We start from the raw sequence: 15,413 nt of genomic DNA, 5'->3' as shown, positions 1-15,413 counted from the left end.
CGGCTGGGGCTGGTGGTGGCGCGGCGGCTCGCCTGGAATCGGGCAATCAGCCTTGTTCCGCCCCCTTTACCGGAGCCCGGGGATCCGTGGAGCGCGGTGCGTTCGCCGCGCACAGAGCAGACGCACCATTATTTGCTATATCTATATAAACGCACCCGTCAAATAATTTGGGTTAATTTTGATCTAGCTAACTCGAATGAATCAGGGCAATAAAACAGTGCAGCAACGTCAAAAAACTGAGAACAAACGGTTGGCTACTTAGGTTCTTCTCAGGTATGTTCGCGCTTGTCGGGGCACAGCCATTTTGAAGGGATAGTCATGGACGTTGCTGTTCGGTCGTATCTGACCGCGGGGGTGGCAGTCTTCGGGGCCAGCGCGATTGTGCTGGCGCCGATCCAGGTGACACCGCCGGATCTGCATCTGGCGCGCGATCGCGCAATGTCGGCACTCGCCGACGTCTCACTGTCCTCACTCGAAGACGTGATCCAAGCCATCAACGAAGGTTGGAACGGCGTGAAGGGCGGACTCAACGCCCTCAATACCGCCGCCGCGACCGCGATCACGCAGTTCGGTGATGCCCTTCAGGCGACTCTGATCACCGGAATCGGTTCCGGCAATACTGCTCTGCAGTCCGTCGTCGACGGACTGCTCGACGGCGGAAGTACCCTCGCCCGCGCGGTCGACAACGCCATCGCCGCATTCCCGACCCCGCAAGCGTTCATCAACGCGGTGGTTCAGGCCTTCGCCAACGTCGATGTCAATCTCGGGCTGGCGATCCAGGCCGCCCTGAACGCCACGCTGAACCTGAATCTGCAAGGCGCGACCGACCTGGCCAATGCCCTGATCGCAGGCGGCGCGGCACTGGCTGCGGCATTCAACGCCGCGGTGGCGGGCTTCCCCTCGCCGGCCGAGTTCGCGGCCGCTTTCGAAGCGGCGCTCGCGGCGGTCAATCCGACGCTGGGCATCGTGGCCAACGTGATCACCAACCTCACTGGTGCGTTGGGCAATGTCATTCAGGCCGCGATCACGGCCAAGGTCGACATGTTCCAGGCAGTGCTCACTGCACTGCGTGACAGTGGCAGTGCGCTCGCGGCGGCCTTCCAGGCAGCGTTTACGGCGTTCCCGAATCCGGCGGCGTTCATCAACACACTGGTTCAGGCGTTCACCAACATCAACGCCAACCTGGGCCTGCAATTGATGCTCGCGCTGAGCGGAGAAATCAATGGGCTGGGTGACTTCATCCAGGCTCTGGCCAACGGCGGCGCAACCCTGGCTGCGGCGTTCGGCGTGGCCTTGAATGGCTTCCCGAGTCCGCAGGCCTTCGTCAACGCGCTCACCGGTGCGCTGGCCGCAATCAACCCGAGCCTCGGTGTCCTCGCCAACGCGTTCACGACGTTCACCGGTCAGCTTGCCACCACGATCCAGGCCGGAATTGCGGCTGGGCTCACCGGTTTCCAGGCGGTGCTGAATGCGCTGGGCAACCCGGCGAGTGCGTTGGCGGCGGCGTTCCAGGCGGCTCTGGCGGCGTTCCCGAACCCGCAGGCGTTCTTCAACGCTCTGGTTCAGGCGTTCAGCAATATCGACGTCAACCTGGGTCTGGCTCTGCAGGCCGTGATCAACGCGTCGATCGATGGCCCGCAGGCCTTCCTCAACGCTCTGATCAACGGTGGCGCAACCCTGGCCGCGGCGTTCAATGCGGCCCTGGCCAACTTCCCGAGCCCGCAGGCCTTCGTCGACGCCCTCGTCGGAGCCTTTGCGGCGCTGAACCCGACGCTGGGCATCCTGGCCAACGCGTTCACCACGTTCACCGGTCAGCTTGCCAGCACGATCCAGGCCGGAATTGCGGCTGGGCTCACTGGTTTCCAGGCGGTGCTGAATGCGCTGGGCAACCCGGCGAGTGCATTGGCGGCGGCGTTCCAGGCGGCGCTGGCGGCGTTCCCGAATCCGGCGGCGTTCTTCAACGCTTTGGTTCAGGCGTTCAGCAATATCGACGTCAACCTGGGTCTGGCCTTGCAGGCCGCGCTCAACGTCGGTGTCAACGGGCTGCAGGGCTTCGTCAACGCTCTGGTCAACGGTGGCGCAACCCTGGCCGCGGCGTTCAATGCGGCCCTGGCCAACTTCCCGAGCCCGGCTGCGTTCGCGGCCGCGCTCGCCGGCGCACTGGCGGCGGTCAACCCGACCCTCGGTGTGCTGGCCAATGCGCTGACGACGTTCACCGGTCAGCTTGCCAACACGATCCAGGCCGGAATTGCGGCTGGGCTCACTGGTTTCCAGGCGGTGCTGAATGCGCTGGGCAACCCCGCGACTGCGTTGGCGGCGGCGTTCCAGGCGGCGCTGGCGGCCTTCCCGAATCCGGCGGCGTTCTTCAACGCTTTGGTTCAGGCCTTCAGCAATATCGACGTCAACCTGGGTCTGGCCTTGCAGGCTGCACTCAATGTCGGTGTCGACGGGCTGCAGGGCTTCGTCAACGCTCTGGTCAACGGTGGCGCAACCCTGGCCGCGGCGTTCAACGCGGCCCTGGCCAACTTCCCGAGCCCGGCTGCGTTCGCGGCCGCGCTCACGGGCGCGCTGGCGGCGGTCAACCCGACGCTGGGCATCCTGGCCAACGCGTTCACCACGTTCACCGGTCAGTTGAATGACACGCTCCAGGCCGGAATTGCGGCTGGGCTCACTGGTTTCCAGGCGTTGCTCAATGCATTGAGCAACGGGGCCAGCGGACTGGCTGCGGCGTTCCAGGCGGCGCTGGCGGCGTTCCCGAATCCGGCGGCGTTCTTCAACGCTTTGGTTCAGGCGTTCAGCAATATCGACGTCAACCTGGGTCTGGCCTTGCAGGCTGCACTCAATGTCGGTGTCGACGGGCTGCAGGGCTTCGTGAACGCTCTGGTCAACGGTGGCGCAACCCTGGCCGCGGCGTTCAACGCGGCCCTGGCCAACTTCCCGAGCCCGGCTGCGTTCGTCCAGGCCTTCGCCAATGCACTGGCGGCGCTCAACCCGACGTTGGGCACCTTGGCGAACGCGTTCACCACGTTCACCGGCCAACTCGCCACCACGATCCAGGCCGGAATTGCGGCCGGGCTCACCGGTTTCCAGGCGCTGCTGAATGCGCTGGGCAACCCGGCGACTGCGTTGGCGGCGGCGTTCCAGGCGGCTCTGGCGGCCTTCCCGAACCCGCAGGCGTTCATCAACGCACTGGTTCAGGCGTTCAGCAACATCGACGTCAACCTGGGTCTGGCCCTACAGGCTGCACTCAATGTCGGTGTCAACGGGCTGCAGGGTTTCGTGAACGCTCTGGTCAACGGTGGCGCAACCCTGGCCGCGGCGTTCAACGCGGCCCTGGCCAACTTCCCGAGCCCGGCTGCGTTCGTCCAGGCATTCGCCAATGCACTGGCCGCGCTCAACCCGACGTTGGGCACCTTGGCGAACGCGTTTACCACGTTCACCGGCCAACTCGCCACCACGATCCAGGCCGGAATTGCGGCCGGGCTCACCGGTTTCCAGGCGCTGCTGAATGCGCTGGGCAACCCGGCGAGTGCGTTGGCGGCCGCGTTCCAGGCGGCTCTGGCGGCGTTCCCGAACCCGCAGGCGTTCATCAACGCTCTGGTTCAGGCGTTCAGCAATATCGACGTCAACCTGGGTCTGGCTCTGCAGGCCGTGATCAACGCGTCGATCGATGGCCCGCAGGCCTTCCTCAACGCTCTGATCAACGGTGGTGCAACCCTGGCCGCGGCGTTCAATGCGGCCCTGGCCAACTTCCCGAGCCCGCAGGCCTTCGTCCAGGCCTTCGCCAATGCTCTGGCGGCGGTCAACCCGACGCTGGGCATCCTGGCCAACGCGTTCACCACGTTCACCGGTCAGCTTGCTGACACGATCCAGGCCGGAATCGCGGCCGGTGGGACCGCTTTCCAGTCGGTGATCAACGCGCTGGGCAATGGTGCCACCGCGCTGTCGGCGGCGTTCCAGGCAGCTCTGGCCGCCTTCCCGAACCCGCAGGCGTTCATCAACGCGCTGGTCAACGCCCTGGGCAACATCGACGTCAACCTGGGCTTGGCCTTGCAGGCCGCGCTCAATTTGAACCTTGGTGGCGCACAGGCGATCATCAACGCGCTGGCGAACGGCGGAGCGCAGCTGGCCGCTGCCTTCAACGCTGCGTTGTCCAACTTCCCGAGCCCGGCGGCGTTCGTGAACGCCGTCACCGGGGCGCTGGGCGGTGGGCTTCAGGTCGCCCAGCAGGTGTTCAACCAGGGTGCAGCGGCGCTCGAGGCCGGGCTGAATGCCGGTGTGCAGGTGGGCAACCAGATCATCAACGCGCTTGGCAACGGGCTGGTCCAGGGCGGTGCGGCACTGAACGCCGCGATCAACGCTGCACTGCACGCGTTCCCGACGCCGGAGGCCGTGGTCAACGCGCTTGCGACAGCGGGCGCACAGTTCGCGGCAGGGCTGAACTCCCTGGTCAACTCGATCAACGCGAGTTTGGGGATCAACATCAGCTTCAACCTCGGTGGGATCCACATCGGTGGTGGCATCAATGCCGGAGCAGGGGCTGCGGCCCTGGCTGCGGCCAGCGGCACCGCGGCAGCGGCGTCGAAGGTGGTGAGCGTCAACCAAACCGCAACGAGCACCACGGGCAATGCGCCGACGGTCTCGCTGACCGTGCCGAGCACCAGCCCGGCACCGGCAGCGTCGAGCAAGGCGACTGCACCGAGCGTGACGCCGGCGGCTCCGCAGCTGAATCTCCCGGCACCGCCGAAGATCACGCTGCCCGCGCCGCCGAAATTCACGCTGCCTGCGCCGCCGAAGCTGGATCTTCCGGCACCGCCGAAGATCTCGCTGCCCGCGCCGCCGAAGATCTCGCTGCCCGCACCGCCCAAGGTGTCGCTGCCCGCGCCGCCGAAGGTGTCGGTCAAGGGATCGACGGACGGCAAGGCCGGCGCCGACGCCTCGGCCGGCGCGAGTGGCTCGGGTTCGGCTTCGGGCTCGGCCTCGGCGAAGGCCGGCAGCGCGAAGAAGTAACGCCGCCTAACCAGCACGAAGTACTGTGGCCCCCTCCGAAAGGAGGGGGCCACAGCCGTTTCGGCATACGGGTCACCAGTCGATGACGGCTGGTTCCTTGCGCTCGGTGATGGGACGAGCCAGACCCTGCTCCTCGCAAATCCGCTGCAGCTTGTCCAGCGTCTCATCGAGCCCGGGGCCCAGCCGTGGTCCTGGGGTGAAGTCGGCCGGCAGGTGCTTCATACCCTGGATGACGCCGATGGTCTCGTAATGCACGGTGCCTTCCGGGTCGCACACGTAGTCCGGCATCCGGTCGAGCACGGCAGTGACCATCGACTTGAACACCGTCCGAGCGACGTTCGACCCGACGCACCGATGTACGCCGATACCGAAGCTGAAGTGTCGGTTACCTTTTCGGTCGAGCATTACCTCGTTCGGCTTGTCGAACACCGATGGATCGCGGTTGGCCATCGCCCACGACAGCCACAGCCGCTCACCCTCTTTGAACCGGTGGCCCTCTACCTCGACGTCCTCGGCGAACGTGCGCCCGTCGCCGGGGGCGGGGGTGTAGTACCGCAGGAACTCTTCGGTGGCGGGGTCCAGCAGTGTGGCTCGTTCGCGGCTGAGCCGATCCCGCTCGTCGGGATGCTCGCTGAGCCACTCCAGTGAATGCGCGGTCAGAGCGGTGGTGGTGTCGAAGCCGCCGCCGATGATCAGCCCGAGATTGCCCAAGATCTCCAAGTCGGGAGCAGGCTCACCGTCGATGCGTAACTGCAGCAGCGCGTTCACCAGACCCGGCCGCGGATTCTCCCGGACCTCCATCATGGTGGTGACCATGTCGAGGCCCATCTGCCGGTTCATCTCGGCGACGCGGGGCGCATCCGGTGAGTGTTCCGGGGTGGATACCGAGAGGTGGGCGGGCTCGCTGTATACCGGCCACTTCTTCAGCTCGATACCCATCATGGCGAGGGTGAGCACCGCGGGCACGATATTGGCGAGGTCATCGACAAAGTCGATATGGCCCGATGCGATCTTCTCGTCGAGCGAAGCACGGACGATCTCGTCGACGAACGGCACCCACCGCTTGACCGCGGCCGGGGATAGGTACGGATTCAGCGCGCCGCGGTACCAGCTGTGCTCGGGTTCATCCATCTCCAGGATGCCGCCGCGAACCACCGTGGCCCGCTGAGCCTTTGGGATCGTGATGCCCTGGTAGCCCTTGCGCTCACCGTTGATGTCGTGATCATTGGAGACCACCGGGCAGCGCGCCAGCTCGAACACCTCTTTGCTGCCCGCGGCCACCCAGTGACCGTCGTAGACGTCGGTCCACGCCATCGGGCACCGAGACTGCATCTCCTCGGTGATCTTCTCGAATTGCTGCCGATACTCCGGCGTATGCCGATCGAAGTGATAGGTCGGCTGCTTTCGTTCGGTGTCGTCGCTGACGTCATCGATACTCAAGGCATTGTCTCCCTTGATATTTGGGTGGCAACTGGAGGTCAATCCTCGTCGATGAGGATTGCCTGTTCAGGACAGGAATGGGCGGCTTCCCGCACGAGCTCGATTTGGTCGGCCGGCACATCTTCGGTGACCGCCGACGAACTTCCGTCGATATCGTTGAGCTCGAACATGTCTGGAGCGATCATGGCGCACAGCGTGTGCCCCTGGCACCGCTCCTGGTCGACCCGAACCTTCACGGATTCCCTCTCAACTCTTCTGATAGTTCCGGTGTTCTAAACGTGGTAGTCGTACCACTTGAGGTAACCGCCGGCGTCGACGCGCAGCTGCATACCCGTGACGTAGCGGGCCTCATCGGATGCCAGCCACAGCACCGCGTTGCTGATGTCCAGTGGCTCAACGAAATTGACCTTCATCGCCTGCTGGATCCCGAACACCGGCTCGGCGTCGGCGCGGGTCGGATTTTCCAGATCCGGCCGGAACGACCGATACATCGGCTCGCTCTGCAACATGTCGGTGTTGCAGTTGGTCGGATGGACGACGTTGGCCCGGATGCCGCGCACGGCAAGCTCGGTGGCCAGGTCGTGGACATAGTTGGACAGCAGACGCTTGGCGACCATGTAGCTCATGCCGCCGGGATCGGCGCCCGGGTTGTCCTTTTGGTGAGCGTCCATCAGCGCCGCGGTGGAGCCGGTCGCGATGATCGAGGCGCCCTCCTGGAGATGCGGCAGGGCCACCTGGATAGCGTTGATGGTTCCGATGAGGTTGGTGTTGATGACATCGCACCACGCCTGCAGTGGCGGCTGCCCTTTCATTCCGGCGATGCCGGCCTGGGCGACGACAATGTCGACCTTGCCGAACTCGGCGAGACCCTGTTCGAGGGCCGTCTTGAGCTCGGCCGCCTCGCGAACATCGGCCTGTGCGGTGACGATCCCGCGCCCGGTCTTCTTGACCAGCTCGGCGGTCTCCTCGAGATCCTCGGGGGTGGCCATCTTGTAGCCGATGGTCTCGATGTCCCTGCACAGGTCGACCGCGATGATGTCGGCACCTTCTTCGGCCAGCCGCAGGGCATGGCTGCGGCCCTGCCCGCGTGCGGCACCGGTGATGAAGGCAACTCTGCCCTGGACTCGTCCCACGGGTATTCCTCTCTCTGACTGCTGTCTTGTTGTGTTGAAATGGCTTGTGACACTGGTATTCAGGTGTTGCGTCCGCCGTTCACCCCGAGGATCTGGCCGGTGATGTAGCCGGCTTCCTCGGAGATCAGGAAGGCGCACGCGGCGGCGATGTCCTCCGGCCTGCCGATCCGGCCGACCGGTGTTCGCGCGATGGCCTCGGCGACCGAGCCGAGATTGCCGCGGGCCTCGGCGTTACGCAGCATCGGGGTGTCGACGAAACCGGGTGGCACCGCGTTGACGGTGATTCCGGCCGGGCCGTACTCCAGGGCAAGGCTTTTGGTCAGACCGTTGACGCCGGACTTGGCCGCGACGTAGGCCGACATGTACGGCGCTCCGGAATGTGTGCTCGACGAGGAGATGTTGACGATGCGGCCCCAGCCGGCCTCGATCATGTCGGGTAGGACGGCTTGGCTGGTGTGGAAGACCCCGTGCAGGTTGATGTCGACGATCTTCTTCCAGTCATTGAAGCCGATGTCGAGGAATCGCCGAAACGAGTCGCGGCCGGCCGCGTTGACCAGAATCGTGACCGGACCGAGGGCGGCCCGGATGTCGGCGAGTGCGGCCTCGATCTGGGCGCGGTCGGTGACGTCGGCGACGTAGGAGAACTCGGTCTCGGAGTCGTTGAGGTCGATAGTGGCCACGTGGTATCCGTCGGCGCGCAGCCGGTTGGCCACCGCAGCACCGATTCCCGAACCGCCACCGGTTACCAACGCCGTCTTCACCAACGGTCTCCGTCGCGGTTGGGGGAGGGCGGACACACCTCATCACGGCGTGCACGTCCGGTCGCGCCGCCGATCCAGCGGATCTCGTAGTTCAAGAATCGCCCTTTCTGATATGAGAACGCTACTCTCGGTGTGATCCATTTCGCAAGACACTTCGGCGCAATGTGTCTAACTGCGGAGATGCGATGCGGGACCGCGTCCACGCGGTGCGCTCCGGATGTGACGTGTTCGGTGAACGCGGCTTGAGTTCTCATGGCCCGAATGTATGATTCGCCGGAGATGAGAACCGAGTTATCGACCGACTGGAGGAGTTGCTGATGCCGGCCCAGGACACGACGGCCACCATCGCGAGCGGCGAGCAAGCGGGGGAGAGCCAGGGGTCCGAGCGGCACATGCTGATCGACGGTCAGCTCGTCGGCGCCCAGCGGACTTATCCATCGATCAATCCCGCCAACGGAGACGTGGTGGGATACGCACCCGAGGCCGACGTCGCCGACGCCGAGCGTGCGATCGCCGCGGCTCGCAAGGCCTTCGACACCACTGACTGGGCCACCAATGTGGAGCTGCGGATCCGGTGCATGGAGCAGTTGCACAACGCGCTCGTTGAGCACAGCGACGAACTCCGCGCGCTGACGATCGCCGAGGTCGGCGCGACCAGGGCGCTGACCGAGAGCGCCCAGCTCGATGACCCGATCCGGATCGTCGGCTACTACGCGAATCTGCTGAAGACCTATGAAATGAGCGAGGACCTCGGCGAGATCGAGAGCCGCGGGCAGCGCCACCACCGCTGGGTGGAGAAGGAAGCCGCCGGCGTCGTGGCCGCGATCATCGCCTACAACTATCCGAACCAGTTGGCGCTCGCCAAGCTCGGCCCGTCGCTGGCCGCCGGGTGCACGGTCGTCCTCAAGGCCGCGCCGGACACCCCGCTCACCACGCTGGCACTCGGCGAAGTGATCGCGAAGTACACCGATATCCCCGCCGGCGTCGTCAATGTCATCAGTTCCACCGACCCCGCCGTAGGCGCCGCGCTGACCACCAGCCCCGACGTCGACGTCGTGACCTTCACCGGTTCGACGGCCACCGGGCGCAAGATCATGGCTGCCGCCAGCGACACCATCAAGAAGGTGTTCCTGGAGCTCGGCGGCAAGTCCGCGATGATCGTGCTCGACGACGCTGACTTCAACAACTGCGCCATGATGGCGGCATTCATGATCTGCTCGCACGCCGGCCAGGGCTGCGCGATCACCACGCGGCTCCTGGTGCCGCGCAAGCACCATGACGAGATCGTCGAACTGGTGAAGAACTTCATGGGCATGGTCCGCTTCGGCGACCCGGCCGACCCGGCCACCTACATGGGGCCGCTGATCAACGACACTCAGCGCGACAAGGTCGACGGCATGGTCCAGCGGGCGATCGCGGCCGGCGCAACCGTCGTCACCGGCGGTAGGAAGGTCGACGGTCCAGGCTTCTTCTATGAGCCCACGTTGATCACGGACGTCGACCCCGACAGCGAGTTGGCCCAGGAGGAGATCTTCGGTCCGGTGCTGGCAGTCCTCGCTTACGAAGACGACGACGACGCGGTGCGGATCGCCAACAACTCCATCTACGGACTCTCCGGTGGAGTGTTCGGCGACCCCGACCGCGCGTTGGCGATCGCCCGCCGGATCCGCACCGGCACGATGGGCATCAACGGCGGCAACTACTTCGGACCGGACAGCCCGTTCGGTGGCTACAAGCAGTCCGGCGTCGGCCGCGAGATGGGTGTGGCAGGCCTGGAGGAATTCCTCGAGCGCAAGACCCTAGCGGCGGTCGTGTCATGAGGCCCCTGGACGGGGTCCGCATCCTCGAGGTCGCGATGTACGGCTTCGTGCCGTCGTGCGGCGCGGTACTGCGCGAGTGGGGTGCCGAGGTCATCAAGGTCGAGCACGCGGTCACCGGCGACCCGCAGCGCGGGCTGCGCCAGACCGGCCCGTTGCGGGTCGAAGGCGATCCCAATCCCAATGTGGAGCACGCCAATCGGGGCAAGCGCAGCATCGGACTGGACATGTCGGTCCCGGCGGGCAAAGAGGTGCTGTACGAGCTCGCCCGCCGGTCGGACGTATTCCTCACCAGCTTCCTGCCCGGGCACCGCGCCAAGTTCGGTATCGACGTCGACGACATCCGCGCGGTGAACCCGAAGATCATCTACGCGCGCGGCAGCGCCTTCGGTCCGCGAGGGCAGGAGTCGGAGAAGGGCGGCTATGACATGACCGCCTTCTGGTGCAGGGCCGGCACCGCGGCGACGATCACGCCGCCGGGAACGGAGGGCATGATCGCCCCGCCCGGACCGGCGTACGGCGACACCATCTCCGGCACCAATTTGGCCGGCGGGATCGCGGCAGCGTTGTTCAAGCGCGAGCGCACCGGCGAACCGTCGGTGGTCGACGTGTCACTGCTCGGCAGCGGCTTGTGGGCGTTGGGCCACACTATTGCGCTGACCCAGCATCTGGGTGAGCGGCTGGTGTCCCCGGTGCCCGGTGTCCACGGCTCGCCGATCAACCCGCTCGTCGGTCTCTACGAGACCGCCGACGGCCGTTACATCTCGTTCGTGATGATGCAACCGACCAAGTTCTGGGCGGACGTGTGCCGCCACATGGACATCACCGAGTACATCGACGACGAGCGATTCTCCTCGGTCGAGCAGATCGCGGCCAACACCGCCGAGGCCGTCGAGATCCTCGGTAAGGCGATGGCCACTCGGACGTTGTCGGAGTGGTCGACACGGTTCGCCACGCTGGCCGGGCCATGGGCTCCGGTGCAGGACACTCTGCAGGCGGCGGCCGATGCGCAGGTACGCGCCAACGAATACCTGGTGAAGGCGGGGGAATTGGAGCTCGTCGCCAACCCCGTGCAGTTCGACGTCGCCGCACCGCAGACCGGGCCGGCGCCGGGATTCGCCGAGCAGACCGACGAGATCCTCGAAGAGCTCGGCCTGGACTGGGACCGCATCATCGAACTCAAGACCGCCGGCGCGGTCACCTAGGTCGCGCCGGAGAATCATGCCCTACATCGTCGCCATCGGCACATACCTACCTTCGTGGGGGTGTGATGCACATCGCATTGTCGGCGATGACGAGGACGCGATCACACTCGCTGTTGAAGCGGGCCGTGCAACGCTGTCCGAAGGGGGTGCCGTCGAACGGGTCGTGTTGGTCAGCCGGGACTTCCCGCTGCTGGAGAGCAGCAACGCCGCGGTTCTGCTGGCCGGCCTCGGTCTGGATCCCGAACTCGAGGTCGACGAGCGGCTCGGCGGCGCGCCGGCGACGCTGGACGCGGTCAGCTCGGCCCGCCCCCGCACCCTCGTCATCGGCACCGACTTGGATCCGGCCGGCGCGGCGGCGATCCTGACCGGCGAGAACGGATTGCAGGTTCGCACGGCAGCACGGGTGGCCCGTAGCCTTCCGGTCCGCACCCGCAATGTCGACGGGGTGGTCCACGACTATGGCGATCCGCGGCTGCTGCACGAACGCGGGCTGGTCGCCTCGTTGGCGGCGGCGTGGCTCGACACCCCGGTCGCGCTGGCCGGTGTCGACCATGGCCGTGCGACCGAGCTGTGCGGCGGTGAGCCCCCGGTCGTGCCGACGGCGGGGGCCAGCGCCGCGCTGTTTGCGTTGGCCGCCCTCGCCGAGTCGGGCGCCAATGGTCCGCTGGTGGCCGTCGAGCAGGCCAGCCTGTCCGGCGTGACGGTGGTCGGTGGCGGTGCCGCCGTCTATCGGCGTGAGCCGCCGCCGCGACCGCGACCGCAGACCAAGGTGGTCGCCGGCCCCGAGATCCCGATCTCGCTGGCGGCCTACGAGCGGGCCTTCGAAGCCAAGGTCCGCTGGGAAGCCGGCCGCTACAGCAGCAGCGAGGAGCTGGACTTCCCGCCGCGCTACCGGCTCGACGACACCGGCCGGCTGACCACCGACTACGAATTGGTGCCCCTGCCGCGGGTCGGAACCGTGTACACGGAAGTGACCGTGCACATTCCGGTTCCAGGTCTGCGTACCCCCTACTCGCTGGTGATCGTCGAGCTCGACGGCGTCGCGGTCCGTGCGCTGGCGAAGGTCACCGGTGTCGAGGCGGGCTCGGTGCGGATCGGTGATCGCGGGCGGCTCACGCTGCGCCGGGTGGCGATGCGATCCGGTGTGCCCGACTACGGGTATGCGTTCGAGCCGTACCAGCCTGCAACGCCACGGGAACCGTCCGTTCGGTCGTGGGGTGCCGCATGAGGCGCGTCGCGATCGTGGGTGCCGGTATGACGGCGTTTGGGGAGCACTTCGCCCTCGGACTCAAGGACCTGCTGCCGATGGCGTTCGCCGAGTGCGCGGCCCGGGTTGACAAGGGCGTCAACAAGTCTGAGATCGATGCGGCCTGGTTCGGTGCGATGGGAACGCCGGACGGGTTCCCGGCGGGGATCCTCGCCGACTCACTCGGGTTGCCCGACTTGCCGGTGACCCGCATCGAGAACTCTTGTGCGACCGGCAATGACGCGGTCCGCAACGCCCTCTACGGTGTCGCCTCCGGGGCTGCCGACGTCGCGTTGGTGATGGGCGCGGACAAGCTGCGCGAGACCGCTTCCAAGCAGTTGCTGTGGGAGTGGGAAGCGATGGCCCGGGATATGGCGTGGGATTACCCGCTGGGATTGGTTGCGCCCGCCGGGTTTGCTCTCCATGTTGCGCGTTATTTGCACGAAACTCCGGCCACGCGTGAACACATGGCAATGGTCGCCGTCAAAAATCATCGGCACGGGCTGACCAATCCGAAAGCGCGGCTCCGGTTCGAGGTCACGATCGAGGAGGTAATGGCCGCGCCGACGGTCGTGACGCCGTTCGGCGTTTACGACTGCGCGCCCCAAAGCGACGGCGCCGCAGCGCTTTTGTTGGCCGCCGAGGATGTCGTGGACCGCTTTACCGACCGGCCGGTGTGGATCCGCGGGGTGGGCCTCGGGCTGGACTCCGTGATGCACCAACACAAGGCGGACATGACGACATTTCCCGCGACGACCCGCGCCGCGAAAAGAGCGTTCAATATGGCAAATTTGTCGCCTGCTGATATCAATGTGGCTGAAGTTCACGATTTCTTCACCGGCATCGAGCTGATCAGTTATGAAGATCTCGGCTTCGCCGAACCTGCGGAGGCCTGGAAGTTGATGGAGGCCGAGGTGACTTGTGTAGGGGGAGCCTTGCCGGTGAATCCCAGCGGCGGACTGAAGGCCAAGGGGCACCCGCCCGGTGCTACCGGGGTCGCCCAATGTGTGGAGCTCTTCGACCAGTTGCGCGGCGAGGCCGGCAACCAGGTCGACGGCGCCCGAATCGGACTGGCGCACAACATCGGTGGGCCGACGGCAGTCGCTGCGGTGACGATTCTGGAAGGACCGGGTACCGATGGCGGGTAAAGGGCCGGATCGTTGGTCGCCGGGCATTGCGTTGAGTAGTGCGGCTGGGCCGATGCAGGCTATCGGTGGGTTGTTTGCGATGTCGGCGGATGCGGTGCGGTTTGTGTTTCGCAAGCCGTTTCAGTGGCGGGAGTTTTTGGAGCAGTCGTGGTTTGTGGCGCGGGTGTCGTTGGCGCCGACGTTGTTGGTGGCGATTCCGTTCACGGTGTTGGTGTCGTTCACCCTCAATATTTTGTTGCGGGAGTTGGGTGCTGCTGATCTCTCGGGGGCGGGTGCGGCGTTTGGTGCGGTGACCCAGGTGGGTCCGTTGGTGACGGTGTTGATCGTGGCCGGTGCCGGGGCGACGGCGATGTGTGCGGATTTGGGGTCGCGCACGATCCGTGAAGAGATCGATGCGATGGAGGTGTTGGGGATCAATCCGGTGCAGCGCTTGGTGACGCCGCGGATGCTGGCCTCAGGACTTGTTGCGTTGTTGTTGAACTCGTTGGTGGTGATCATCGGGATTTTGGGTGGGTATGTGTTCTCGGTGTTCGTCCAGGATGTCAATCCTGGTGCGTTCGCCGCGGGGATCACGCTGTTGACCGGGGTGCCTGAGGTGATCATCTCGTGTGTCAAAGCGTTGATGTTCGGTCTTATTGCCGGTCTGGTGGCGTGTTATCGGGGGTTGACGATCACCGGGGGTGGCGCCAAGGCGGTGGGCAATGCGGTCAATGAGACGGTGGTGTACGCGTTTATGGCGTTGTTCGTGGTCAACGTCGTGGTGACGGCGATCGGTATCCGGATGAGCGCACGCTGATGGCATCACTGCAGGCGTTGTATCCGCGGATCGCCCGTCAGGTGCGCCGCCCGTTGGGCACCTTCGGGCGGATCGGGGACCACACCATCTTTTACGGCCGCGCGATCGCCGGTACCCCGCACGCGGCGATCCATTTCCGTAAAGAGATCATCCGGTTGATCGCTGAGATCTCGATGGGTGCGGGCACGCTGGCGATGATCGGCGGCACTGTGGTGATCGTCGGGTTCTTGACCCTGGCTGCTGGTGGGACGTTGGCGGTGCAGGGCTACAGCTCGCTGGGCAATATCGGTATCGAAGCGCTCACCGGGTTTTTGGCCGCCTTCATCAACGTCAGGATCTCGGCGCCGGTGGTGGCCGGGATCGGCCTGGCGGCGACGTTCGGGGCCGGGGTGACTGCCCAGTTGGGGGCGATGCGGATCAATGAGGAGATCGACGCCCTGGAATCGATGGGCATCCCGCCGGTGGAATATTTGGTCTCCACCCGGATCGTGGCCGGCATGGTGGCCATCACCCCGCTCTACTCCATTGCCGTCATTTTGAGTTTCGTGGCGTCGCAGTTCACCACCGTGGTGCTCTTCGGGCAATCCGGCGGTTTGTACGACCACTACTTCAACACCTTCCTCAACCCGATCGACCTGTTGTGGTCGTTTCTGCAGGCGGTGTTGATGGCGATCACGATCCTGTTGATCCACACCTACTTCGGCTACTTCGCCACCGGCGGACCCTCCGGAGTCGGAGTCGCCGTCGGCAACGCCGTGCGCACCTCCCTGATCGTCGTCGTCTCGGTCACCCTGCTCATATCCCTGGCCATCTACGGCTCCAACGGCAACTTCAACCTGTCCGGATAGGGGGAGATG

General features: G+C 65.4%; 11 protein-coding genes. 7 read left to right on the top strand and 4 right to left on the bottom strand.

Translation table 11 applies throughout. The features are described from left to right. Positions 1 to 318: 318 nt before the first annotated feature. Positions 319 to 5,010: a hypothetical protein gene (locus AB431_RS21675; protein WP_052960359.1), complete on the top strand. Its 4,692-nt coding sequence runs from the start codon at positions 319 to 321 to the stop codon at positions 5,008 to 5,010. 72 nt (positions 5,011 to 5,082) lie between these two features. On the opposite strand, the gene AB431_RS21670 is transcribed toward AB431_RS21675, so the two are convergent. From AB431_RS21670 to AB431_RS21655, 4 genes are read right to left on the bottom strand one after another with little or no spacing between them, the layout of a single operon-like run. After that, the gene (locus AB431_RS21670; RefSeq protein WP_047331666.1) at positions 5,083 to 6,450 is read right to left on the bottom strand and encodes a cytochrome P450; all 1,368 of its coding nucleotides are present in this window, start codon (positions 6,448 to 6,450) and stop codon (positions 5,083 to 5,085) included. Between the two features lie 38 nt (positions 6,451 to 6,488). Beyond that, entirely contained in the window at positions 6,489 to 6,686 is a 198-nt protein-coding gene (locus tag AB431_RS21665; protein WP_047331665.1) for a ferredoxin, read from the bottom strand. A gap of 36 nt (positions 6,687 to 6,722) precedes the next feature. Further along, entirely contained in the window at positions 6,723 to 7,583 is an 861-nt protein-coding gene (locus tag AB431_RS21660; RefSeq protein ID WP_047331664.1) for a mycofactocin-coupled SDR family oxidoreductase, read from the bottom strand. 59 nt (positions 7,584 to 7,642) lie between these two features. Continuing rightward, entirely contained in the window at positions 7,643 to 8,344 is a 702-nt protein-coding gene (locus tag AB431_RS21655; RefSeq protein ID WP_047331663.1) for an SDR family NAD(P)-dependent oxidoreductase, read from the bottom strand. Positions 8,345 to 8,661: 317 nt separating this feature from the next. On the opposite strand from AB431_RS21655, the gene AB431_RS21650 reads away from it, so the two are divergent. Genes AB431_RS21650 through AB431_RS21625 form a run of 6 tightly spaced genes read left to right on the top strand, consistent with a single transcriptional unit; the run spans position 8,662 to position 15,404 of the window. Beyond that, positions 8,662 to 10,164, top strand: a complete 1,503-nt coding sequence (locus AB431_RS21650) for an aldehyde dehydrogenase family protein (protein WP_047331662.1) — start codon at positions 8,662 to 8,664, stop codon at positions 10,162 to 10,164. Then, a complete protein-coding gene (locus AB431_RS21645; protein ID WP_047331661.1) occupies positions 10,161 to 11,366 on the top strand; it encodes a CaiB/BaiF CoA-transferase family protein in 1,206 nt (401 codons plus the stop codon). Before AB431_RS21650 ends, AB431_RS21645 begins: the two co-directional genes overlap by 4 nt. A gap of 16 nt (positions 11,367 to 11,382) precedes the next feature. Next, positions 11,383 to 12,594, top strand: a complete 1,212-nt coding sequence (locus AB431_RS21640; protein WP_047331660.1) for an OB-fold domain-containing protein — start codon at positions 11,383 to 11,385, stop codon at positions 12,592 to 12,594. Further along, on the top strand, positions 12,591 to 13,760 hold the full coding sequence (locus tag AB431_RS21635) for a thiolase (protein WP_047331659.1): 1,170 nt from the start codon (positions 12,591 to 12,593) through the stop codon (positions 13,758 to 13,760). Before AB431_RS21640 ends, AB431_RS21635 begins: the two co-directional genes overlap by 4 nt. Beyond that, positions 13,750 to 14,556 (top strand): ABC transporter permease, encoded by an 807-nt coding sequence (locus AB431_RS21630; protein ID WP_047331658.1) that lies wholly within the window; start codon positions 13,750 to 13,752, stop codon positions 14,554 to 14,556. Before AB431_RS21635 ends, AB431_RS21630 begins: the two co-directional genes overlap by 11 nt. Continuing rightward, positions 14,556 to 15,404, top strand: a complete 849-nt coding sequence (locus tag AB431_RS21625) for an ABC transporter permease (RefSeq protein ID WP_047330600.1) — start codon at positions 14,556 to 14,558, stop codon at positions 15,402 to 15,404. Before AB431_RS21630 ends, AB431_RS21625 begins: the two co-directional genes overlap by 1 nt. Positions 15,405 to 15,413 lie beyond the last annotated feature (9 nt).

It is taken from the genome of Mycobacterium sp. EPa45 (genome assembly GCF_001021385.1).
In the GTDB taxonomy this organism is placed as follows: domain Bacteria; phylum Actinomycetota; class Actinomycetes; order Mycobacteriales; family Mycobacteriaceae; genus Mycobacterium.
The sequence above is the reverse complement of the archived record's forward strand: the minus strand, read 5'-3'. Positions and strand labels throughout refer to the sequence as shown.

Coding starts and splice junctions, on each gene's coding strand:
- AB431_RS21645 (WP_047331661.1), top strand. CDS start 10,161: ATGAGGCCCCTGGACGGGGTCCGCATCCTCGAGGTCGCGATGTACGGC.
- AB431_RS21675 (WP_052960359.1), top strand. CDS start 319: ATGGACGTTGCTGTTCGGTCGTATCTGACCGCGGGGGTGGCAGTCTTC.
- AB431_RS21650 (WP_047331662.1), top strand. CDS start 8,662: ATGCCGGCCCAGGACACGACGGCCACCATCGCGAGCGGCGAGCAAGCG.
- AB431_RS21630 (WP_047331658.1), top strand. CDS start 13,750: ATGGCGGGTAAAGGGCCGGATCGTTGGTCGCCGGGCATTGCGTTGAGT.
- AB431_RS21635 (WP_047331659.1), top strand. CDS start 12,591: ATGAGGCGCGTCGCGATCGTGGGTGCCGGTATGACGGCGTTTGGGGAG.
- AB431_RS21625 (WP_047330600.1), top strand. CDS start 14,556: ATGGCATCACTGCAGGCGTTGTATCCGCGGATCGCCCGTCAGGTGCGC.
- AB431_RS21640 (WP_047331660.1), top strand. CDS start 11,383: ATGCCCTACATCGTCGCCATCGGCACATACCTACCTTCGTGGGGGTGT.